Annotated in this window: 15 protein-coding genes; 13 read left to right on the top strand and 2 right to left on the bottom strand. The window is 55.7% G+C overall.

Features of this window, described 5'->3' with window-relative positions; translation table 11 throughout:
• Positions 1–312: 312 nt before the first annotated feature.
• Positions 313–771, bottom strand: coding sequence for an REP-associated tyrosine transposase (locus tag RZA33_RS16850; RefSeq protein WP_317508862.1), 459 nt, complete (start codon positions 769–771; stop codon positions 313–315).
• Between the two features lie 711 nt (positions 772–1,482).
• Between RZA33_RS16850 and cysQ the strand changes: the two genes are divergently transcribed.
• Positions 1,483–2,328 carry a 3'(2'),5'-bisphosphate nucleotidase CysQ gene (gene cysQ / locus RZA33_RS16845; RefSeq protein ID WP_416337881.1) on the top strand — a complete coding sequence of 282 codons (846 nt, stop codon included), beginning with the start codon at positions 1,483–1,485 and terminating at the stop codon, positions 2,326–2,328.
• A gap of 252 nt (positions 2,329–2,580) precedes the next feature.
• On the opposite strand, the gene RZA33_RS16840 is transcribed toward cysQ, so the two are convergent.
• Complete coding sequence (locus RZA33_RS16840) at positions 2,581–4,002, bottom strand: phosphomannomutase (RefSeq protein ID WP_317508863.1); 1,422 nt, start codon at positions 4,000–4,002, stop codon at positions 2,581–2,583.
• A gap of 249 nt (positions 4,003–4,251) precedes the next feature.
• Here RZA33_RS16840 and RZA33_RS16835 point away from each other — a divergent pair, with 249 nt between their 5' ends.
• The 12 genes from RZA33_RS16835 to RZA33_RS16780 all read left to right on the top strand — a co-directional run bounded on the left by RZA33_RS16835 (position 4,252) and on the right by RZA33_RS16780 (position 22,624).
• Entirely contained in the window at positions 4,252–6,006 is a 1,755-nt protein-coding gene (locus tag RZA33_RS16835; RefSeq protein WP_317508861.1) for a type I secretion system permease/ATPase, read from the top strand.
• A gap of 1 nt (position 6,007) precedes the next feature.
• Entirely contained in the window at positions 6,008–7,384 is a 1,377-nt protein-coding gene (locus RZA33_RS16830; protein ID WP_317508860.1) for an HlyD family type I secretion periplasmic adaptor subunit, read from the top strand.
• The gene (locus RZA33_RS16825; RefSeq protein ID WP_322976220.1) at positions 7,384–8,877 is read left to right on the top strand and encodes a TolC family outer membrane protein; all 1,494 of its coding nucleotides are present in this window, start codon (positions 7,384–7,386) and stop codon (positions 8,875–8,877) included. Before RZA33_RS16830 ends, RZA33_RS16825 begins: the two co-directional genes overlap by 1 nt.
• A 58-nt stretch (positions 8,878–8,935) precedes the next feature.
• Entirely contained in the window at positions 8,936–10,264 is a 1,329-nt protein-coding gene (locus tag RZA33_RS16820) for an undecaprenyl-phosphate glucose phosphotransferase (protein ID WP_317508857.1), read from the top strand.
• A gap of 75 nt (positions 10,265–10,339) precedes the next feature.
• A complete protein-coding gene (locus tag RZA33_RS16815; protein WP_317508856.1) occupies positions 10,340–11,779 on the top strand; it encodes a mannose-1-phosphate guanylyltransferase/mannose-6-phosphate isomerase in 1,440 nt (479 codons plus the stop codon).
• Between the two features lie 47 nt (positions 11,780–11,826).
• Entirely contained in the window at positions 11,827–12,945 is a 1,119-nt protein-coding gene (locus RZA33_RS16810; RefSeq protein WP_317508855.1) for a glycosyltransferase family 4 protein, read from the top strand.
• A 318-nt stretch (positions 12,946–13,263) separates the two neighbouring features.
• The gene (locus tag RZA33_RS16805) at positions 13,264–14,058 is read left to right on the top strand and encodes an ABC transporter permease (RefSeq protein ID WP_317508854.1); all 795 of its coding nucleotides are present in this window, start codon (positions 13,264–13,266) and stop codon (positions 14,056–14,058) included.
• Positions 14,055–15,350, top strand: coding sequence for an ABC transporter ATP-binding protein (locus RZA33_RS16800; RefSeq protein ID WP_317508853.1), 1,296 nt, complete (start codon positions 14,055–14,057; stop codon positions 15,348–15,350). Before RZA33_RS16805 ends, RZA33_RS16800 begins: the two co-directional genes overlap by 4 nt.
• On the top strand, positions 15,350–18,862 hold the full coding sequence (locus tag RZA33_RS16795; protein WP_317508852.1) for a glycosyltransferase: 3,513 nt from the start codon (positions 15,350–15,352) through the stop codon (positions 18,860–18,862). The genes RZA33_RS16800 and RZA33_RS16795 overlap by 1 nt, the downstream gene beginning before the upstream one ends.
• A complete protein-coding gene (locus RZA33_RS16790; protein ID WP_317508851.1) occupies positions 18,859–19,902 on the top strand; it encodes a glycosyltransferase family 2 protein in 1,044 nt (347 codons plus the stop codon). The genes RZA33_RS16795 and RZA33_RS16790 overlap by 4 nt, the downstream gene beginning before the upstream one ends.
• Positions 19,899–20,804 carry a hypothetical protein gene (locus RZA33_RS16785; RefSeq protein ID WP_317508850.1) on the top strand — a complete coding sequence of 302 codons (906 nt, stop codon included), beginning with the start codon at positions 19,899–19,901 and terminating at the stop codon, positions 20,802–20,804. The genes RZA33_RS16790 and RZA33_RS16785 overlap by 4 nt, the downstream gene beginning before the upstream one ends.
• Positions 20,801–22,624, top strand: a complete 1,824-nt coding sequence (locus RZA33_RS16780) for a hypothetical protein (protein ID WP_317508849.1) — start codon at positions 20,801–20,803, stop codon at positions 22,622–22,624. The genes RZA33_RS16785 and RZA33_RS16780 overlap by 4 nt, the downstream gene beginning before the upstream one ends.
• Positions 22,625–22,640 lie beyond the last annotated feature (16 nt).

The following is a 22,640-nucleotide window of genomic DNA, read 5'->3' as shown; positions in this document are numbered from 1 at the left end:
AAGTCTGGTTCCCACAACACCCGGTGCCTGCACCCAGCCCCTGTAGGAGCCCGACTTGTCGGGCGATCAGGCCGTCTATCGGCATTCAGCCTCGGTGGCTCGATCCTTGCTGATCGCGCAATAAATTGCGCTCCTACAGGGCGATCAGGCTATCTACAAGCAATTACCTGCGGCGGCTTGATCTTTCTGATCGTCCAATGAATTGGGCTCCTACAGGGCGATCAGGCCATCTACCAGCATTCACCCTCGGCGCCTTGATCTTTGCTGATCGCGCAATGAATTGGGCTCCTATAGAGCGATCGGGCCATTTACTCACACAACCACCTGATCACCCGCATTCGGTGTTAACCAACGGGCATCCCAAAAGCTATAATCGCCAATATGATTAACCAACCCAGCCCTTAACGGATTCGCGACGATATAACGCGCGGTGTCTTGCACGCCATCCTCCTCACGTATCAACCGGTCATGAAAACCCCGCTGCCAAACCGGCTTGCCCAACGCCAACGACACATACGATTTATACAGCTTAACCGCCTGAGATAGATCGCCCTCTAACGCCAACAGCCAATGAATATGGTCGGGCATTACAACGTATGCCCAGGTTGTTGCATGCTGACACACGGAAGGTTGAGCAAAAGCCCGCGCCGCCACACAACCACGCGTAAAATCCAGAAAATAAGGCGACCGGTCAGCCGTCACCATCGTTATTAGGTAATAGTTGCCCGGCAAACACCGCCGCCCCATCCTCAACGCATGACCCCGTGGCATCACCGCTCCTCCTTGCACACTATGTTATATCCCTGCCCCCAGCCCCTGTAGGAGAGCGACTTGTCGGGCGATCAGACTATCTATCAGCATTCACCCTCGGTGCCTTGATCCTTGCTGATCGCTCAATGAATTGCGCTCCTACAAACCCTGATGCCTGCGCCTAGCCCCTGTAGGAGCTCGACTTGTCGAGCGATCAGGTCGTCTACCAGCACTCACCCTCGGCGCCTCAATCCATCCTGATCGCCCAATAAATTGGGCTCCTACAACAACCGGTGCCCACCCCCAGCCATTTTGGGAATAACCCCACTTTCCCAGCTGGCTAGCCGCGCGGAAAGACTCGCCCCCATTACATTGGATAAGTTACCATTGCATGCGTTCTGCGCTGGCTTGGCTTTCGTAAAAGCTCATGTCGCTCCTTGCGATAAAATGAGTTAACCCAGAAATTTTTCTAATTTCAGCGTTAATGTGCATTGTGTCAAAATCACAGTGACCGAACGCAGCAAGCCATGCAGTTAAAGACGCCGCCGGTACGCGAAATGCTAAATAAGACGAGGGCAAGGGAAACATCCAGATCAATCCCTGAGTGTTAGCGTGCCTGAAAGTTTTTTTAAGACAGCAAGGTTTTCAAGACGAAAAGCGATGAAAGCTACGGCTATTTTACTCTGCTCATGGTCGTTTTAACGTTTACCCAAATAGAGATAAGGACTGCCATTGACCGCTTTTGTCAGCGATGCCATGCGGCAACGATTAATTGAAGGTGTGCATGAGGCTGGCCGCCGCGTGCTGGAGATTTATCATGGTGATTTCAATGTTGAAACCAAAGACGACAATAGCCCATTAACCGACGCTGATATGGCAGCCCATTACGCGTTAGTCGCGTTGCTGGAAGCTCAAACGCCCGGCACACCGGTACTTTCGGAAGAGTCTCAAGTGGTGGCTTACAGCACCCGCCAAACCTGGCAGCGCTACTGGCTGATCGACCCGCTGGATGGCACCAAGGAATTTATCAAACGCAGCGGCGAATTTACCCTCAACATAGCGCTGGTTGAAAACGGAGTACCCGTATTCGGTATCGTCTATGCTCCTGTGCTCAAAGCGCTTTGGCTAGGCCAAGCAGGGCAGGGCGCCTGGAAGCAGATAGGCAACGACCCAAGTGAAAGAATCAGCGTTCGCCCGCTGCCAGACGCCGAAAGCCAACCGTGGCACATAATGCGTAGCCGCTCCCACGGCATAGAAGCGTTTGAAAGCTTCTGTGCGGGCTTGCCCCAACACGAATGCACCAGCATGGGCAGCTCGCTCAAGCTATGTTTAGTGGCGGAAGGCCAAGCAGACTTATACCCACGCCTAGCCCCCACCAGTGAATGGGACACCGCCGCCGCCCAGGCCGTGGTGACTGCCGCAGGCGGCGAAGTGCTTAACGCCCATACCCTTGAGCCGCTACGCTGCAATCAGAAGGAAAGCTTGCTCAACCCCCACTTTATTGTGTGTGGGCAGCGCGACAGCCGGTGGGAAAACGCGTTAAAGAAAACGGGGCCCTCTAGGTGCCCAATTCATTGAGCAACCAGACCCTCAACAAGCATTCACCAACGGCGCCACCCAGCAGGTTCTCGTAGGAGCACGACTTGTCGAGCGATCAGGCTATCTAACAGCGTTTACCCTCGGCGCCTGGATCCTTGCTGATCGCCCAATAAATTGTCTACAGGGCGATCAGGCTATCTAGAAGCAATTACCCTCGGTGCCTCGATCCTTGCTGATCGCCCAATGAATTGGGCTACAACACCCGGTGCACGCACCCAGCCAATGTAGGGGCTACAGTTTGGCGAGGGCGTCCAAGCTCTGTTTTACCAGCGCTGAGGCGGCAGCTTGCGATGCTGATTCACTGTAGCAGCGCAGTTCGGGGGCATTGCCAGAGGGGCGAAGGTGTACGATATCGCCATTTTCAAGCGTAGCTCTCAAGCCGTCGGTAGTGTTCACCGCTGAAATGCTCGCCGGTAAGCCCAGCGCTTGCTGCATCAGCTCAGGCGAGACTTGCCATTTGGCCAGTAACGCATGGCTTTTCTCAGTAGTAAAATCTTTGATCCGGTCGCTGGCGGTATAGCGAGCAGGCAAATCGGCAATTAACCGAGAAAGCTTAACCCCACGTTGGGCGGCTATCACCATCAGCGTAAGCGCAGGTAGCAGCGCATCGCGGGTGGGCAGTGCTGCTAACTGACGGCCATTATTTTCCAGTTTGCTGCCGAGCAAAAAGCCACCATTGGCCTCGAAGCCAGCTACTCGCGCAAACCGCTGACTAAGCTTGGCCATGCTGTCCAGCACATACGGCGAGCCAATACGTGTGCGCTCGACGACCTGAAAGGCGCCGCAGGCCTCAATGGCCGTATTGCAGCTTACCGGCACCGCCAGCGCTTCAATGCCCAGGGCGCGAGCGCAAAGCAAACCGACAATATCCCCACGCTGCCAAGTGCCCGTTTCATCGCCTAACAAGGGGCGGTCGCCATCGCCGTCGGTGGAAAACAGCGCATGCAACTGATGTTTAGCTGCCCAGGTTTGGCCTTGGGCCTGATCTTTATCGCTAACAGCTTCAGTATCCACAGGCACAAAGACTTCGCTGCGGCCCAATACCACCACGTCGGCGCCTAGCTCGCTCAAGATATGCGCACTTAAATCGCGCCCGGAGGCAGAGTGCTGATACAAACCTACCCGCCAACCTTTTAATGGTTCTCCAGGAAACCAATGAATGAAGCGCTCCGAATAGGCCTGATGGGCGGCTTCTGAAATTTCGCCGCGCGCTGGCGGCGGTAGGGCAGGCATGGCCGCCTCAGCATTAAGAATAGCGGTTTCATCGGCTTTGGTAATCTCGCCGTCGGGGCGATAAAATTTGATACCGTTACGGTCAAACGGAATATGGCTGCCGGTAATCATGATGCAGGGCACGCTATCCGCCATTGCCTTTAACGCCAGTGCGGGCGTTGGTAGCACGCCGTAATCATCTACTTTCACTCCCAGTGCATGCGCGGCACTGGTACAGGCGGCTGCCATCGTGGGGCTGCTGGGGCGGCGGTCAATGCCCAACGCAATACGCGTTACTGGAAAGGATGCGCGCATGGCGGTAATAAACGCCACGGTAAAGGCCGTACATACGTCATCGGTAAACTGTTCAACCAGCCCCCGCGCGCCGCTGGTACCAAAAGCAATGCCGCTGTCATGAATAATCGCGGTAGTGGAACGCACTGAACTCAACGTATTTCTCCTGGTAAAAATGCCTTCAGCGAGTTTAACACTCTAGGCGAGAAGCGCTATGTAGCGCTTTTTCTACTCAAACAGCCAATAATTACATATAGGATTGACTCGCTGTAAGCATGAGGCTATACGCTACAGCGGTGCGGTATGCGCCTCTACCCTCTGTAGGGGCACTTCTGTTATGCTGCGCCATTCTTTTTTTGCGCTTGACGCCTCTTCGATTCAACGGTGACCATTCAAATGGCAAAGCAACAGGAAGCGACGGATTTGCAGCGGGCGCTGAAAGCCTGCAAAGGTTCGTTTGTGTCGGTGGGCTTTTTCAGTATGTTCGTCAACTTACTGATGCTCGTACCGCCCATGTACATGCTACAAGTTTATGATCGTGTGCTTTCCACCCAGAGTGTTGACACTTTGTTAATGCTGACCCTGGTGGTGGTATTCCTCTTTATGATTATGGGCGGTTTAGAGCTGGTGCGTTCACGCATGTTGGTTCGCGTCGGCAACAAGCTCGATACGACCATTAACGAGCGGCTGTATAGCGCCATGTTCCGCCGCAGCCTAGTGGCACAGGGCGGCCAAAGCGCCCAACCGTTGAATGACTTAACCAGCTTGCGCCAGTTTCTGACGGGTAATGGCCTGTTTGCTTTTTTTGATGCGCCCTGGGTCCCCGTTTATCTGGGCGTGCTTTTCCTCTTTCACCCCTGGTTAGGTGTCTTTGCCACTTGCGCAGGCATTATTTTGCTAGCGTTGGCCATTGCCAACGAAAAAGCCACCAAAAAGCTGCTTGCCGAAGCTAATAGCGAGCATATACAAGCGCAAAATCTCGCTAACTCCAATTTACGCAACGCTGAAGTGCTGCATGCCATGGGTATGTTGCCCGGCATTATGGGTCGCTGGTCCAAGCGCCATCACGAATTCCTATCGAAGCAGTCCCAAGCAAGCGACCGAGCCGGGGCCTTAACCAACACCTCTAAGGTGCTTCGGTTATTGTTCCAATCCTTGATCTTGGGCCTAGGTGCGTTTCTGGTGCTTCAAGGCGAGATGACCGCCGGGATGATGATTGCAGGTTCGATTCTGATGGGGCGGGCACTCGCGCCTATCGACCAAATGATTGGCGGCTGGAAGGGCTTTGTCAACGCTCGTGGTTCCTATGAACGCTTGAACGAGTTATTGACGCAAATACCCAGCGAAGAGCGCAAGATGTCGCTCCCTGCTCCCCAAGGGGTTGTTGCATTAGAAGGCGTAGCCGCAGCGCCGCCAGGATCGCGTATGGCGACTATTCGCGGCATTAACTTCAGCGTGCCCAAAGGCGAACACGTCGGCATTATCGGCCCCAGCGCGGCGGGTAAATCCACCCTGGCACGGGTGCTGCTGGGTATTTGGCCCTCGCAAGTCGGTGATGTACGCTTGGATGGTGGGGTAATCACCCAATATAACCGTGATGAAATTGGTCCTTACATCGGCTATTTGCCCCAAGATATCGAACTGTTTGACGGTACCATCAGTGAAAACATTGCTCGTTTTGGCAACATTGACCCTCAAAAGGTGGTCGATGCAGCCAAGAAGGCGGGCGTGCACGAAATGATTCTGGAGCTGCCTAACGGTTACGACACGGTGATCTCTGCCAGCAGCGGGGCGCTTTCCGGCGGTCAGCGCCAGCGGGTGGGGCTGGCGCGGGCGCTGTACGGCAACCCCGTGCTGGTGGTGCTGGATGAGCCCAACGCTAACCTGGATGATGCCGGTGAACGTGCGCTGGCAACATCCATTGCCCAGCTGAAAGCCGAAGGCGCCACGCTATTTGTGATTAGCCATCGCACCAGCGTGCTGAAAAACATGGACAAGCTGCTGGTCATGAAAGAAGGGCAAGTCAGTATGTTCGGGCCACGCGACCAGGTGTTAGCCCAGTTTGCCAAAAAGCCCCGTGAGCAAGTGAGTCAGCAAAGCGCTGCCCGTCTCTCGGCCATTTCCGGTGGCCGTGGTAGCGAGGAGAAGTAACATGAGTGACGAGAAACGTAACCTCCCTAGCACTGAAATTGATGTTACCCCTCAGGGGCCGGCCACACTGGATGGCGAAGCCAGCGAACAATTGCCCACCAGTGACAAAGGTTATCGCAAGCTTGGCTATGCCATTCTTATTTTTGCCTTAGGCGGTTTTGTGCTTTGGGCATCCACAGCCTCATTGGCGATTGCGGTGGTAGCGCCGGGTAGCGTTTCGATTGAGTCTTTTAAGCGCACAGTGCAGCACCTGGAAGGCGGTATTGTCGAACAGCTGCTGGTGGAAGATGGCGACAAAGTAGAAGCCGGGGACACGCTGATTGTGTTGAGCGACACCCAAGCCAGCTCACAGCTTGCGATTGCCCGTTCACGCTACCTGATTAACCGCGCCATGGAAGCTCGCCTGCTCGCCGAGCAGGCCGGGGCGGAAATGATGGAAATCCCCGAAGATATCCAAAATGTTGATAATCCGCGCGTTCAGCAAGTCGTTGCGGTTCAGCAAAGCCTGTTCGCGGCGCGGCGCCAATCGCTTAAAAGTACGTTAGAAGCCCTGGATGAACAAATCGTGCAAATGCGCGAGCAGATTGAGGGATTGGAAGAGCGCATTAGCGTCAATACTCGGCGTATTAGCTCCTTGCGTTCTGAAGCCGAAGACTTTCGCTCGCTGTACCGTGAGGGCTTGGGGGATAACCAACGCCTGCGTGAGTTAGAACGCCAAGTACTCCAGTATGAGGGTAATAACGCTGAGTTCCGCGCCAATATTGCCCAGCTGCGCTCACAAATTAGTGAGAATCGCATGGAGCGTGAAATTCAGCAGCAAGAGTTCCAGAAAGAGGTTGGTGAACAGTTGCGCGATGCCCAGGCACAAATTGCCGAAGCAGAAGAGCAGATTATATCGCTCCGCGACCAGGTAGAGCGCTCAGTGGTCACCGCCCCGGTCTCTGGTACCGTCGTAGGTCGCCAAGTGCATACCGTGGGGGCTGTAATACGCCCAGGCGATAAAATCATGGATATCGTCCCCTCCAACGAAGGTTTCGTTGTAGAAGCACGTATTCCCACCCGCGATATCGACAACATCCATATTGGTCAGTTTGCAGAAATACGCTTTAGTGCCTTCAATCAACGCTTAACCGATGTTATTGATGGTGAAGTGATTTACGTCAGCGCTGACAGTTTTGAAGATGAAGCCACGGGAGCGCAGTACTACCGTGCCCGAGTGCGTGTCACCGAAGAAGGCTACACGCAAATGAATGAGCGTATGGAGCTACTCTCCGGTATGCCCGCAGAAGTCATGTTACGCACCGGTGAACGCACCTTTGCAAGCTACATCGCCAAGCCCATCACCGACATGCTGGCGCGTGCCATACGAGAGGATTGATGACCAGGATGTTGCTAACTAAAACCGTTAAACTGGCTCCGCTGGCGCTAGCCGTTATGCTGGCTAGTCAGTCCCTACTTGCCCAACAAGAGCACACCCAGCAAGACGTACCTGCTGACACCCAAGCAATGGCAGAATACGCCGCGCTGGATCAAGCAGGCTCGTCATCACGACAGCTACCCTCGCTACCTGAACTGTTTGCGCGGGCGTTAGAAAACGACGCTGAGCTTTCACGTCAACGTTATGAACTGGAAGCCACGCGGGAAGAAATCCCCATGGCGCGCTCGCAGTTGCTGCCACAGATAAGTGCAACGGGGGGCTACCTTTGGCAAGACTCTACCAACATCCAGACCTCGCCCGATGACTTCGGCCTTGACCAGCAGGCGACCCGCCCCGGTGAGATAGAAGAAAATTACTGGCAGCTACAGCTTCAGCAGCCGCTTTTTAGCCTGGAACGCTGGCGTGGAATGGATGTGGCGGACGCCCAGGTAAGCGCTGCTGAACTAGAGCTCGCGGTAGTAGAGCAAGACCTAGCGCTGCAAGTTGCAGAAGCCTATGTGCAAGCCTATTTGGCGGCGCAGCGGCTAGGGCTTTTAGAGTCACAGCAAGAGTCCCTTGAGTTACAAGTGCGCCAAGCTAGCCGCGCTTTTGACTTAGGGGTCGGCAATCGCGTCGATCTTTTAGAAGCGCAATCGCGTTTTGACCAAGCCATTTCAGACGCGGTTGAGGCAGAAAACGAACTCGATAATGCGCTGAGTGAGCTGGAAAGACTGACGGGCATAACGCCTAGATTTCGGGACGTGGCCACGCTGGGTGAGTTGGCGAATCTAGCGTTAAAAAGCGATTTCGGCCGTCAAGAAGAATGGCTAGCGCGTACAGGACAGAACCTAAACGTTCTGTTAGCTCAAGGTGAACAGCAGATTACCCAAGCAGATACCAGTACCCGGCGGGCGGGTTACTATCCGGAAGTGAACCTAAACCTAAGCTACTCTGACCGTGTCAGCGATGATGAATTGCGTGAAAGCGAAGATTACCGCGCCAGTGTAGAAGTCAGTGTGCCGATTTATCGCGGCGGTTATACGAATGCCAGCGTACGCCAGGGTGAGAAGCGTATTGAAGCAGGCCAGGCAGCGGTGGATAACGAACACAATCTGGCGGTTCAAGAAGTACGTACCCGCCTTCGCTCTTTGAACGGTGGCGTGCGTCGCTTGGAAGCGCTCACCCAAGCCATCGAATCCAGCCAACTGTTTTTAGACGCCGCAGAACGTGGTGAACAGCTAGGGCTCCGCGACTTGGTCGATGTACTTGATGCTAGAGCCAGTCTTTATGACCAGCGGATTCAATACGTGGATGTAGTCGGGGAGTATGCCTTGGATAGACTGGCATTGAAAACCGCCGTAGGTGAGCTCAGCAGTAATGATCTTGCCGACATCATGGCGTTACTAAGTTCAATGTTAGATTCAGAAAATACGCCAAATATGGCAGCTGGGTAATGGTTACCGCATGGCAGCGTTGAAAGGAACACAGACAAGCGACTGGCTTAGGCGTGCCATGCGCTGCTTTGATGCTGGTATCGCGATGCTGGTATCGTTAGCCACCCTTTGGGCTATGCCGCATATCAACGCAGACGGAGACGAATACCTCTTTCTAATCGTGATTGGCAGTTTAATTCTGCCAGCCGTTGGCGAATTAATGGGGCTTTATCAACCTTGGCGTGGCCGGAGCTTATACTCCATGCAGGGTGTATACGGGCTCAGTTGGTTAGCGGCTATTGGTGTTATCAGTCTATTATTAGTGGCCACGCAAACCACACAAAGTTTTTCACGCCTCTGGATGGGGGGTACCGCCTTAGCGGTGCTGTTCTCTGGCAGCTTGGTGCGTACCGCCCTATATGCCTATCTGCGGCATTTGCGTGCCACTGGGCGCAACTTAAAAAATGTGTTGATTATAGGGCAGGTCGACAATGTTGGCTTACTCGAACAGCGTGTCAACGAATTACCCCATGCTGGCTACGTTATTGTGGGCCAGCACTTGGATAGCGGTGATGCGGCTTTTATGAATAGCATGGCAGCTTTTGCCATTCAAAATACGTTTCAGCGTCAGTTTGATGAGATTTGGCTGGGCTACCCGTTGGTAGAAGGCGCGCGGGTGCGCGAGCTAATGAGCCTACTGGCGGGCATACCGACGACTATTCGTTTTTTCCCCGACCTCCCGGATATTCGCCTGCTTAATCACCGTATAACGCAAGTCGCCGGCTTGTATTCGCTAGAATTAAATCACACTCCGCTCAATGGCCCGATGCGAATGGTTAAAGCACTAGAGGATCGAATCCTCGGCTTAGGACTGTTTATTGTTTTTTTACCGGTTATGTTTGCGGTAGCAATAGCTGTTTATCTCCAAATGGGAAGGCCAATTCTGTTCAAACAAGAGCGCCATGGGCTAGATGGAAAGTGTTTTAAAATCTATAAATTTCGCACTATGAAACTGCATGAAAGTGCTGCAACTGAGCAAGCGACGCCCGCTGATCATCGTATTACACGGCTAGGTCGCTTCTTGCGCCGCACCAGCTTAGATGAGTTTCCACAGCTCTATAACGTCTTGCAGGGGCGTATGTCGTTGGTGGGGCCGCGCCCCCATGCCATGGATCATAACGATCATTACAAAGATCATATTGAGATCTATATGCAGCGCCATCGGGTAAAACCCGGCATGACCGGCTGGGCGCAGGTCAATGGGCTACGCGGCATCACTGACGATGTAAAACTGATGCAAAAACGCGTCGAATACGATCTTTATTACATAGAAAAATGGTCGCTAGGTTTCGACCTTAAAATTTTAGCCATGACCATCCCTCGTGGCTTTATTAACACTCAGCCCTAACGTCACCGTGCTCTATAAGGTTGTGAAAGAAAAACTGGGTAATTAAGGCCGTGACTTAAGCTTCAAGGAGGAAATATGATTTTTCCGGTGATTTTATCCGGTGGTTCGGGGTCGCGGTTATGGCCTGTATCCCGCGAGCATTACCCCAAGCAGTTTTTGAACCTGCACAAAGATGACCGCAGCCTATTGCAAGAGGCTGCGCAGCGGTTGAAGAACGTCGAAGGCACCGGAAGCCCTATTGTGGTGTGTAATGAAGAGCACCGCTTTCTGGTTGCCGAGCAAATGCATCAGATTGGCCTGAATAGTACGCAGATCATACTGGAGCCATGCGGCCGTAATACTGCGCCCGCTCTCGCTCTGGCGGCTTTAGCGGCCAAGAGTGTTAGTCCCGAGGCCGAAATGTTGGTGATGCCCGCTGACCACGTCATTAAAGACGATATGGCGTTTGCGCAAGCGGTTAGCAAGGGCAGTGAATTAGGTAGTCAAGGTAAATTAGTCACCTTTGGTATTACCCCTAGCACGCCTAATATTGGTTACGGCTATATCAAACGGGGTAGTGCCCAGGGCGCGGGTTTCAACGTCGATGCGTTTGTAGAAAAGCCAAATCGGGAGCGCGCCGAAAGCTACCTGGCCAGTGGCGACTACCTTTGGAACAGCGGTATTTTCCTATTCAAAGCTAGCGCGTATCTTGATGCGTTGCGCGAGTACGCACCCGACATACTCAATGTTTGTGAACGGGCCTATGACCAGCGTAGCGAAGACCTTCATTTTTTAAGGGTTGACCCGGAAATTTTCGCTCAGTGCCGTAGCGAGTCCATCGATTATGCCGTGATGGAGCACACCCAAGAAGCTGCGGTCGTGCCTATGGACCCCGGTTGGAGTGATATCGGCGCCTGGGATGCCCTGCACGACCTAAAGTCACCCGAAGATAAGGTGAACGGCAACGCAATACACGGCGATGTGATGATCCACAATACCCGTAATAGCCTGATTCACAGCGAGTCGCGGTTGGTGGCCGCCGTGGGGGTTAACAACCTAGTGATTGTCGAGACCGACGATGCCGTTCTGGTTGCCGACCGCCACAATGCTCAAGACACCAAGCTGATTGTGAACGCGCTGAAAGCGGCAGGGCGCAAAGAATCTCAGTCCCACCAGTGTGTGTACCGTCCCTGGGGCAATTACCACACCATGGTGCTGACCGATAGTTTCCAGGTGAAAGAGATTGTGGTTAATCCGGGTGCAAAGCTTTCACTGCAGATGCACCACCACCGTGCGGAGCACTGGGTAGTCGTGCAAGGCACCGCTAAAGTGACCCAGGGTGAAGGGCATGGTGATTTGAGCAATCTCAAAAGCTTTTTGCTTTCCGAAGACGAATCCACCTACATACCATTAGGTACGGTTCACCGCCTTGAGAACCCTGGGGTTATCCCGCTTCACCTCATCGAAGTGCAAACCGGCTCCTACCTAGGAGAAGACGATATCGTTCGCTACAACGACGAGTACGGTCGCGAGTAAAGGCACTTGCGAACACGTTCCGCTGCGATTAGGAGCTAAACACGGTAATGAAAGTCGCCATCGTCCACGATTGGCTGACCACTTGGGCCGGAGCAGAAAAAGCTCTGGCGGAGTTGCTCGTCTGCTATCCTCAAGCAGAGATTTTTACCACGGTAAACTTCCTGCCCAATGAGAAAATACCCTGCTTGGTCGGGCGTACCATTCATACCAGCTTTATCCAAAAGCTGCCGGGCGCGCGCAAACATTACCGGCGCTATTTGCCTCTGATGCCGCTGGCGGTCGAGCAGTTTGATTTGAAAGGGTTTGACTTGGTTATCTCTAGCAGCCATGCAGTGGCCAAAGGCGTCATATCAGACCCGGGAGCAGTGCACGTCTGTTACTGCTACAGCCCTATGCGCTACGCCTGGGATATGCAGCATCAATACCTGCGCCAATCCGGCAATGCGCAAGGGCCTATCAGCTGGCTTATGCGTTGGCAGCTGCACCGTTTGCGGCAATGGGATTACATCAGTGCGCAGCGCGTTGACCATTTTGTTGCTATTTCACACTTTATAAAGCAGCGTATTGAAACCTTTTACCGGCGTAAAGCAGACGTAATTTACCCACCGGTAGAAGTGGATAAATTTCGTTATGACCGCCCCCGTGAAGATTTTTATCTAACCGCTTCACGTATGGTGCCTTACAAACGCATTGACTTGGTTATAGAAGCATTCAATAAAATGCCTGCCAAACAGCTTGTTGTAATTGGTGACGGACCTGATTATTCAAAGCTTAAATCCCTTGCAGGCCCAAACGTGACCCTAATGGGTTATCAATCTGACCAAGTATTAATTGATCACTTGGAGCGTGCCCAAGCTTTTCTATTTATGGCAGAAGAAGACTTCGGGATATTGCCCGTGGAGGCGCAAGCCGCAGGTGCGCCCGTGATTGGCTATGGCGTAGGAGGGCTAGCTGAAACAACATTGGATAATATCACAGCGCTCTGGGTTGAAGAACAAACGAGTGATAGCCTAATTAATAAAGTTCAGCAATTTGAGGCGCTTAAAAAAGGCGATGTAAGTGCGTTTTCACCTACGATATGTCGGCAAAATGCAGAAAGGTTTGCCACACCACACTTTGCTCAAGCGATTCAATCATTGGTAAAAAAGCATCTTCCTTCTAGCTAAACTCTGATAAATATTGGCTAGTTTGTTATGCCTCACGCTTGTTTTCCGAGCAAGCCTAGCCTAAAGGGGCGAGCTGGAGTTGCTATAAAGAGCGATCTTCCATACTCGTAAACGTCGCTAATAGCCGGGGCGTATGGTGAGTACATTACCGCTATGTCAACGTTTTTATATAATAAGCGAGGTGGGGGAATGCTCCCCTTTAAGGGATAACTCACGCTGCTCGTTCCTGATAGTAACGGTGGTGCACGGCAAGCGCTTAGCTTACCATGTCTCTCCTTCAAATTAATGACTGCCCACGACGCGTAAAAAGGTAATGGAATGCTTGAGTCCCTCAAAGGAGCATGGCGCTACCGTCAGTTTATTGCCACGTCGATCCGTCACGAAATGGTGACGCGATTCGCACGTAGCCGGATTGGTGGGGCCTGGATGATTATTCACCCGCTCGCCATGGTATTGATTTATGCGCTTGTTCTTTCAGCCGTGCTGGCCGCCAAACTGCCAGGCATTGATAGCCAGTACGCCTACGCCATCTACCTCACCGCCGGAATGCTGGGCTGGAGCCTGTTCAGCGAAATTCTCAACCGCTGCCTTGGCGTCTTCATTGAAAACGCCAACCTGATGAAAAAGCTGGTGTTTCCAAAAATAGCGTTGCCCATGATTATCACCGGCTCCTGTCTGATCAATAATCTAGCCTTGTTTGTGGTGATTCTGGTGGTGTTTGCCGTGCTGGGCCACTTTACGCCCAGTACCTTGCCCTGGCTGGTGGTGCTGACCGGCATTACGGTACTGCTGGCGCTGGGCCTCGGGCTCACCTTGGGGATTCTCAACGTCTTCATCCGTGATATTGGTCAGCTGATGCCCATCGTCATGCAGTTTCTGTTCTGGTTTACCCCGGTGGTGTACCCGGCCGAAATCGTGCCCGAAGCGTTACAAACGCTGATCGCCTTCAACCCGCTTTTCCATCTGGTCGGCGCCTATCACAGCGTACTGGCCTACGGGCAGGCACCCTCGATCGCAGCGCTGGCCGGATTGACCATGCTGGGCGTCGGGCTTTTATTGTTGAGCGCGGTGCTATTTCGCAAAGCCAGCCCGGAAATGGTGGATGCCCTATGACCCAGCCAACCCCCTCATCGTCATCAACGGCCTCACAGCCTAAAGCGCTGCTCGAAATACGCGAGTTGGGCAAGGCCTACCGTCGCTACCGTAACGAACTGATGCGTGTGGCCAGCTGGTTCAGTGCGGTAAAGCCCGAGGAAGAAACCTGGATACTGCGCGACATCAATTTTGATATCGCCCAGGGTGAAGCCGTCGGTATCGTGGGGCAGAACGGTGCGGGTAAAAGTACCCTGCTCAAGATGATTACCGGCACGCTGCTGCCCTCCGAAGGCTACATACGCACCCATGGCCGCGTCTCCGCTATCCTCGAACTTGGCATGGGCTTTAACGGCGAGTTGACCGGCAGGCAGAATGTGCTTCACTCGGCGGGGTTGATGGGCTTTACTCAGGCTCAGATAGATGCCGCCATGGATGACATCGAAGCCTTTGCCGAAATAGGCGAATACTTCGACAAGCCGATGCGCGTCTACTCAAGCGGTATGCAAATGCGCGTGGCGTTTTCGGTCGCCACCGCCTTCCGGCCCGATATCCTAATTGTCGATGAAGCCCTCTCGGTTGGCGACGCCTATTTTCAACATAAAAGTTTCGACCGCATTCGCGAATTTCAGCGCGAGGGCACGTCGCTTTTAATTGTTTCCCATGATAAAGCTGCCATTCAAAGTCTCTGCGACCGCGCCATCCTGCTTGACGAAGGCAGGGTGCTGGAAGACGGGCTGCCCCAGGACATCATGGACTACTACAATGCAATCATTGCCAAAAAGGAAAACGACCGGGTAGAGATCACCCCGTTAGATAGCGGCCAGATACAGACCCGCTCGGGGTCTGGCGAGGCCAGCGTCAAACAGATCAGCCTGCACGCTACCAACGGCAACGCCCTGGATGTGGTCGATGTAGGCCAAGCGGTGGAGTTGCGCATCAGCGTCACCATCCACGTTGACCTGCCAGAGTTGGTCATCGGCTACAAGCTCAAAGACCGTGTCGGCCAGGATGTTTTCGGCACTAATACTTGGCACACCCACCAGATAGAGCGTCAGCTGAGCGCCGGTGAAACGCTGACCTACCGCGTGCGTTTCAACGCCAACCTGGGGCCCGGCAGCTACTCGGTGTCGCTGTCGCTGCACAGAAGCGACACTCACCTGACCCACAACTACCAATGGATTGACCATGCGCTGGTATTTCAGATGGTCAATATGGAAAAAGACTTCTTTCTGGGCACCAGCTGGGTGATGCCTACCATTGAATGCGAGCGACAGGCCGCGACAAGTTCAGCATCAAACGAGTCAATTTAATGGATTTTTATACCCGCTTTACCAATCATTTTCGCGGCGAAAAAGACGCCATCAAGCAACGCCTCGAAGTCTATTTGCCGCTGCTGGCGCCGATCATGGCGCGCTACCCGGAGGCCTTGGCAGTGGATTTAGGCTCGGGCCGGGGCGAATGGCTGGAGCTGATGCAGGAAAACGGTTGGCCCGCCAAAGGGATCGACACCAACGAAAGCATGGCCACTGCCTGCAACGAGAGCGGCTTGCACGTCGAGGTCAATGACGCCCTGGCGGCTCTTCAGTCCGCCGAAACCGACAGCCTGGCTGCGGTGACCGGCTTTCACATTGCCGAGCATATCCCGTTCGATAGCCTGGTCACGCTGATCCAGGAGGTGCATCGCGCGCTGCTGCCCGGGGGCGTACTTATTCTCGAAACTCCCAACCCCGAAAACCTCACGGTGGGGCTGTGGAGTTTCTACCTCGACCCCACCCATCGTCATCCGCTGCCGCCGCCGTTGCTGCATTTTGTGGCCACCGACACCGGCTATGCCAAAGCCAATATCTTACGCCTCAACGGTCCCCAGCCGCCTGAGGACGACGCCCCGCTGCGCCAGTATCTGGACTGGGTGGTCTCCGCCTACCCGGATTATGCGCTGATTGCCCACAAGCAGGCGGATGACGTCAGCGGCCCCTGGTTTGAGTACCTCGAACAGCTCAGCGAAGCGCAGCAGGGCAGCCTGGAAACCCTCGCCGCCAAAATAGACCAGCAGACCGAGCAGCTGTCCCGCTGCGAAGCGCAGCTGGTCGAGGATCGGCGAACCATCGAACAGCTGCAGCAGGAAAAACAGCTGCTTGAACAACACAATGGCCACCTGGAGCACCACCTCAATAGTGTACTGCAAAGCCGCTCGTGGCGTATCACGCTACCGCTCAGGTACGTGATGGGTGCGCAGCGCCAGCTGAACATGACCAGCGGCAAAGCGCTTCGCCAGCTGGCCCAGATTCCCTGGCTAAAGCGCTTGGCGCTGAAGGTGCTTGACCGTTTCCCCGCTCTTAAACTGCGCATTTTAAGGCGCATGGCCGCAAGCGATGGACTGTTCAGCCGGGGAGGGCAGTTCAGCGAGGAAGACTTCACCAACCTGGAAGCCGAGCTAACTGCCGACGTCCGCCTTGAAGCGATAGCCCTGCGCGATACCCCGCTCATTGATCAGGCCGCCATGCCCAAGGGGCTTCGTTTGGAAGGCCATATTAACGGCAGCTACAGCCTGGCATCGGTTAACCGCCATCTATTGACCCGTCTTTATGCAAGCGAGCACGCCCCGGCGTTATGCCTGGCCCCCAATGAAGGCGGTCCGGAAGCCCGCGTACACGCCACGCCGGGCGGCGAAGACGAGGTCGCGCGACTCAACGCACTCACCGATACCACTGCTTGGCAGGCGGTCGCCGCCAATGAACGCATGTCGCTTTACCACCACTACCCGCTGATCGTTCCCGACCCCCAGCACGGGCAGCCGGTGGCGTTGTTCTTCTGGGAGGAGTCTTGGGTGCCGGGCGACATGGTTGACACCCTCAACCAGCATTATACCGGCGTGATCGTGACCGCCTGGTTCGTCAAAAAGGTACTCATGGACAGCGGCTGTACGCTGCCTATCCACGTGATCGCACTACCGTTGGTCGCCAATCCTCACGCCGCTGACAGTGATGCCGATGATCTAGCCCGGGTCAGCCAGCAGCAAACCGTCAACCTGCTGCATGTGTCGTCGGCCTTTCCACGCAAGGGCGTGGATGTGCTGTTGCAGGCCTTCGAGCAGTTGGCTGCCGCCGATGCAGCGCTGACCCTCACCCTCAAGACTTTCCCCAACCCCCACAATCAGGTGGAGGCCTGGGCCACGCAATACGTCAGCGACAAGCATCGCGACCGCCTGCGCATCATTATGGAAGACTACGATGCCGCGCAAATGGCCGCCCTCTATCAGAGCACCGATATCGTCGTACTGCCCACCCGGGGTGAAGGGCTCAACATGCCTGCCATTGAAGCCGGTGAATTTTCCCGCGCCCTGGTAGTCACCGGCTATGGCGCCCACACCGACTTTACCCCGGCCCAACTCTCGGGGTGGGTGAACTACTGCTTCGATCACGCTCAGTCACATTTCAGTGCCGGGGAGGCCGTTTGGGCCGAGCCTAGCGTGGCAAGCCTCACTCAGCAGGTGCAGCAGCAGGTCCAGACACTGCGTAAGGGCGGCGAAACGGCTACCCGCACTGTACGCGAACTACATAACGCTATGCAGGCACGCTTTTTCTCACCGGCCGCAGTGGAATCGGTACTGGCCGCGCTCTCTCGCCTGCAGGCCAGCACTCCCATACCGGTGCCGTCGCTGTCCTTGAGCCTGTTCACTTCATGGAACGAACCCTGCGGCGTTGCCCAATACAGCGCTCACTTGATAGAGGCTCTCAAGGCCGACAACTCAGCGTTTACTTTCTCGATCAGCGCCCCGCAGTTCAGTAAAGGTGAGCGACCCCATTCAGGTGAACAAGAAGCGTCGCCGACTATGAGCCGCAGCTGGCAACGCGGCCAAAGCCCACGCCTAACAGACGCTACCGGCAATGTGGTCTGGCTACAGCACCACTTTGCATTTTACGAGCTCGACCGCGCGCTAAAAAACGAGGTGCAGCAATGTCGCCGCCAGGGCAAGCGGGTTTACATTACTCTACACACCACCCGACCGGTTATCGATTTTGAAGCCGCCCGCCGCCGGACGGTGGCCGCCACGCTCGCCGCCTTTGACCGCGTATTTGTGCACACGCTGGACGACCTCAACTACCTCAAACGTATCGGCATTACCGACAACGTCACTCAGATTCCCCAAGGCGTTGACGCCTGTGATAGCCAAGCCAAGGCACCCAGCTCCCAAGAAGCGCCGGTGATTGGCAGCTTTGGTTTCCTGCTACCCCATAAGGGCGTGTATGCGCTGATAGAAGCGTTTGCCATGCTGCACAACAAGCAGTTGCTGCCGGAAGATAGCCGCTTGCGCCTGGTAACCTCGGTCCGCGATGAGCTCAGCTCCCGTGAAGAGCTGGCCCGTTGCCGGCGCACCGCCCAGCGCCTGGGGGTAGAGCAGCACATTGAATGGCTGACCGACTTCCTGCCACTGGAAGACGCCCAGCGCTACCTGGCCGAGTGCAGCGCTGTGGTGCTGCCGTACCAGTACACTCAGGAGTCCAGCAGTGCCGCCGTGCGCACGGCGGTGGCCGCGTGCCCCAACATTCTTACCACGCCCGCGCCGATCTTTGACGAGGTAAAGGGCGTGGTGTGGCAAACCCGCGGCTTCGACAGCCGCGACATCGCTGAAGGCATTGTTCGTGTGCTGAACGCCACCGATAGCCAACGCAACGACTATCACCAAGCTCGCCAGGACTGGCTGGATGCCCGTCAATGGACGCGTTTGGGCGAGCGCTACCAGCAACTCATGCAGGCCGCTCTGGTTGACCTTACATTCACCAACACTAGCCAACGTACATCGCACAGGGAGGCGTCGTGAAACTTATTATTCAGATACCCTGCTATAATGAAGCAGGCACACTCGCACTGGCATTGCAGGCATTACCCCGCACGGTATCAGGATTCGATACGGTCGAATGGCTGATTATTGATGATGGCAGCGTCGACGAAACGGTCAAAGTCGCAGAGCAGAACGGCGTCGATCACATCGTGCAGCACGCCCACAACCAAGGGCTTGCCCGCGCTTTTACCACAGGTATCAACGCCTGCCTGCATCGCGGGGCGGATGTCATCGTCAACACAGATGCCGACAACCAGTACGACGCCTCCTGTATTCCCGCGCTGACCCAGCCGATTTTGCAGAACCGTGCCGACATGGTGATAGGCGAACGCCCGATCACCACCATCGAGCACTTCTCGCCGGTCAAGAAGATGCTGCAAAAGCTCGGCAGTTGGGTAGTGCGCATGGCCAGTGCCAGCAATGTGCCCGATGCCCCCAGCGGGTTTCGGGCCATTTCGCGCACCTCCGCCCAGCGGCTGGTCGTGTTCAGCGACTATACTTACACGTTGGAAACTATCATCCAGGCCGGTCAAAAAGGCATGCGGATTGCTTCCGTGCCGGTCGGGGTCAACGAAGACCTGCGTCCCTCGCGGCTGGTCAAGAGCATTCCGACTTACATCCAGCGCTCGGTCATGACTATTGTGCGCATCTTCGTTATCTACCGGCCGTTTCGTTTCTTCGGCACCATCGGGCTGGTGATTTTCGGGTTGGGGGCGCTGCTGGGCCTGCGCTTTTTGTGGTTTTATTTCACCGGAAACGGCGAAGGGCACATACAGTCGGTGGTTCTCGCCGGCGTGCTTGTGGGCATGGGGTTCCAGACCATTCTGGTTGCCTTCTTGGCCGATCTGCTCAGTGCCAACCGTAAGCTGCTGGAAGAGCTGCGCGCCCGCAGCCTCCAGCAAGAGCTGAACGAGGCCGCACAGCGTGGAGGCTATGCACCGGTCAAGGCCAATCAGGATAACCGCGTCGTGGACCCTCAGGTCATGCCGCCAACGGCTGACCAAAACCCGTCCTCATGACGCGTTTTGCCTGGGCAAAATCACCCACGTTCAAACGCTCACTGCACCTGATGGGCAGCGTGATAGCGGTGGCCAGCCTCTACTTTGTGGGTCGCCGACTTTATCAGTACCGTCACGATATTGATCTTGACCTGCTGACCCCCGGCCTAAGCGTTGGCCTGTTGGCATTGTGCGGCGTCATCGCCGCCGCCAATGTATGCCTGGCACTGGCCTGGCACACCTTGCTGCGCCACCAGTTGCTCAACGTCAGCCTGCGTTGGTCGGTGTTGACCTACGGGGTGTCGCAGCTCGCCAAATATATCCCCGGCAACATCGCCCACCTAGCCGGCCGGCAGGTGTTGGCTGTGGCCGCCGGGCTGCCCGGCTGGCAGTTGGCCCGCGTCATGGCTGTCGAGCTTGGTGTTCAGGCCATCGCCGCCACCGTGTTCGCCGTCCTGATTGTACCGCTGGTATGGCCTGCTCTACCCATCTGGGTAGCGTTACTCGGATGGATGGTCGCGTTAGGCGTAATGGGGTGGGGTGCGGGACGCTTCAGCCGGGCGCTGACCCAGGCGCTCATCTGGAACTGGCTGTTCCTGCTCGTCTCTGCCGGGGTATTTGTCGCTATCTTGCTGGTTTTGATGCCGGAAAGCCTCACCTTCACGCTGGTCGTCGCCGCTGGCAGCAGCTTTATCGTCGCCTGGCTGATTGGCTTTGTGACGCCCGGCGCGCCTGCCGGAGTGGGCGTGCGTGAAATCATCCTGCTGACGCTGCTGGGCAGCTACCTGCCCGAACAGGGCTTGATACTGGCTGTAGTATTAGCAAGGCTTGTCACGCTGGGCGGCGATATCGTGTATTTCAGCGCGGCGGGTATCGCCGTTTTGCAGCAACGTTTGCAACAACGCAAGGACGCTAGTAAGTGAATACATCCCTACCGTCATCAACGCCGCTCTCTATGGCGGTGGCGCGCCTGACGCATTTGCCGCTCGCGATCATCCTGCTGCTCGGCCTGCTGACGCTGCATGGCGCACTACCTGGTATATCAGTACCCACTCTTGGACAGGCCAACTGGATCCTTGGTTTTGCCGAATCCATGGCGCAAAATGGCGTTTGGTCGGTATACGCTACCCACTTCGGCGGCCCGGCCCCTGCGCCGATTGCCTTTGGGCTTGCCGGTGCCTGGCCGACGGCGGTTTTTCTGCGCCTTGGCATCGCTCCGGAAGATGCCTTTAGCCTGATGTATGCTGCCTGGCTAACCGCTGCGTTTTTCGGTGCTTACTGGGTAGCACGCCATTATCGCGTCAGCCCAAGCCTGGCCCTGTTGGCCGCCAGCGTCTGGCTCTCGTTGCCCATGGTGTGGTGGCATTCGCAGTATTCGACGCTGGCGCTGGGCATCGCCTTGCTGCCTGCCTACCACGGCGTCGTGCTGGCGGTGATCAATGCCCACGGGCAAAGCGTCGCGTCCCGCTGCTGGGTTTACGCTCTATATCTCGCCACGGCCCTGGTCGCCGTCTTCATGGATGGCTACACCTTCATGATGTTCGCTTGCGGGTCGTCGTTCCTGCTCCTTAGCCACCTCTGGTATGCCCGTGCCGACTGGCGTTCCCAAGCTAAGTGCCTGCTGCCGCTCCACGCCGTGGCATTTGCCCTGGCCTACCTTCTGTTCATCCGCTACATCGGCCAAAGCCACTTTAGCGGCGCATCGCTTGAGTTTTTCCGCGGTTGGGGCATGGACCTTACTTACCTGTTGCAGCCCAGCGCCGGGATCCACTGGCTGTGGGATGCTCTTAATCTCAGCCAGGTGCGTAAGCCAGAGCAGCATTTCGGCGACGCCTCAGTATGGAACACCACCTTTTTGTTGCCGTTACTCATCGTCGCGGCCTTCGGTGCCTACGCCGCCAGGCGGATACAGTCGCAATGGTTGGGCTGGTGCGCCATCGCGCTGTTTGGTTTCTATATGGCGCTTGGGCCTTCGCTCAAGGTCAACGACACCCGGCCTGTTGATCTGCCGGGGCAGTCTTCCAGCATGGCCGCAGAATACGCCACCGCACCCACCGGCAGTGCGCTGCTCTCCGAATATCTACCCGGGTTCAACAACATGCGCGCTGCCTACCGCTGGGCAGCCTTGGGAGCGCTGGGCGCATGGGCGCTGATGTTGCCGCTGCTGGCCGCTGCGCAAACGCGCCGCTATCCCTTGATGGCCGGGCTAATGGGCGTGCTGATCATCAGCCATCTGCCGGACGCCTCACGATGGGAGGTAACCCGCCAATACCGGGAAGCCATTGCCAATATCCGTCAAACCCTGGTGCCTGCGCTGGCCCGTGACCTGAGGCCGGGCGAGCAGGTTTTTTTCATTCCCTATCGTAATGACTTTCTGGTCAACTTTATTGCCCCCCAGTTGGGTATTCGTGCCTACAATATTGGCGGCGACAAGAACCTCGCCATGGCCAAGCGCCACTGGCCTGAACCACTGCGGGAGTTAATCATGCATGGATGGCCCGCAGCGCCCGAGCAGGCGTTGCCCGTCATGCTTCGCCATCCAGGCATTGATGCGCTGGTGGTGCCGTACCACGATATGCTGTGGGCGGCGCACATCTGGCCGATCGACACCACCCTGAAACCTCGTCACCAGCCGCTTGTTGCTGCCCTGAAAGAGGTAGAAGCGCTAAGCGTCATTGAGCGCGATGACTATGCTATTATTCGCTTAACGTCACCATCCCCGGGTGCACAAACGGCCCAATGACGCCCACCCTTGAACA

The organism is Halovibrio sp. HP20-59 (assembly GCF_033052795.2).
GTDB lineage: Bacteria > Pseudomonadota > Gammaproteobacteria > Pseudomonadales > Halomonadaceae > Vreelandella.
The sequence above is the reverse complement of the archived record's forward strand: the minus strand, read 5'-3'. Positions and strand labels throughout refer to the sequence as shown.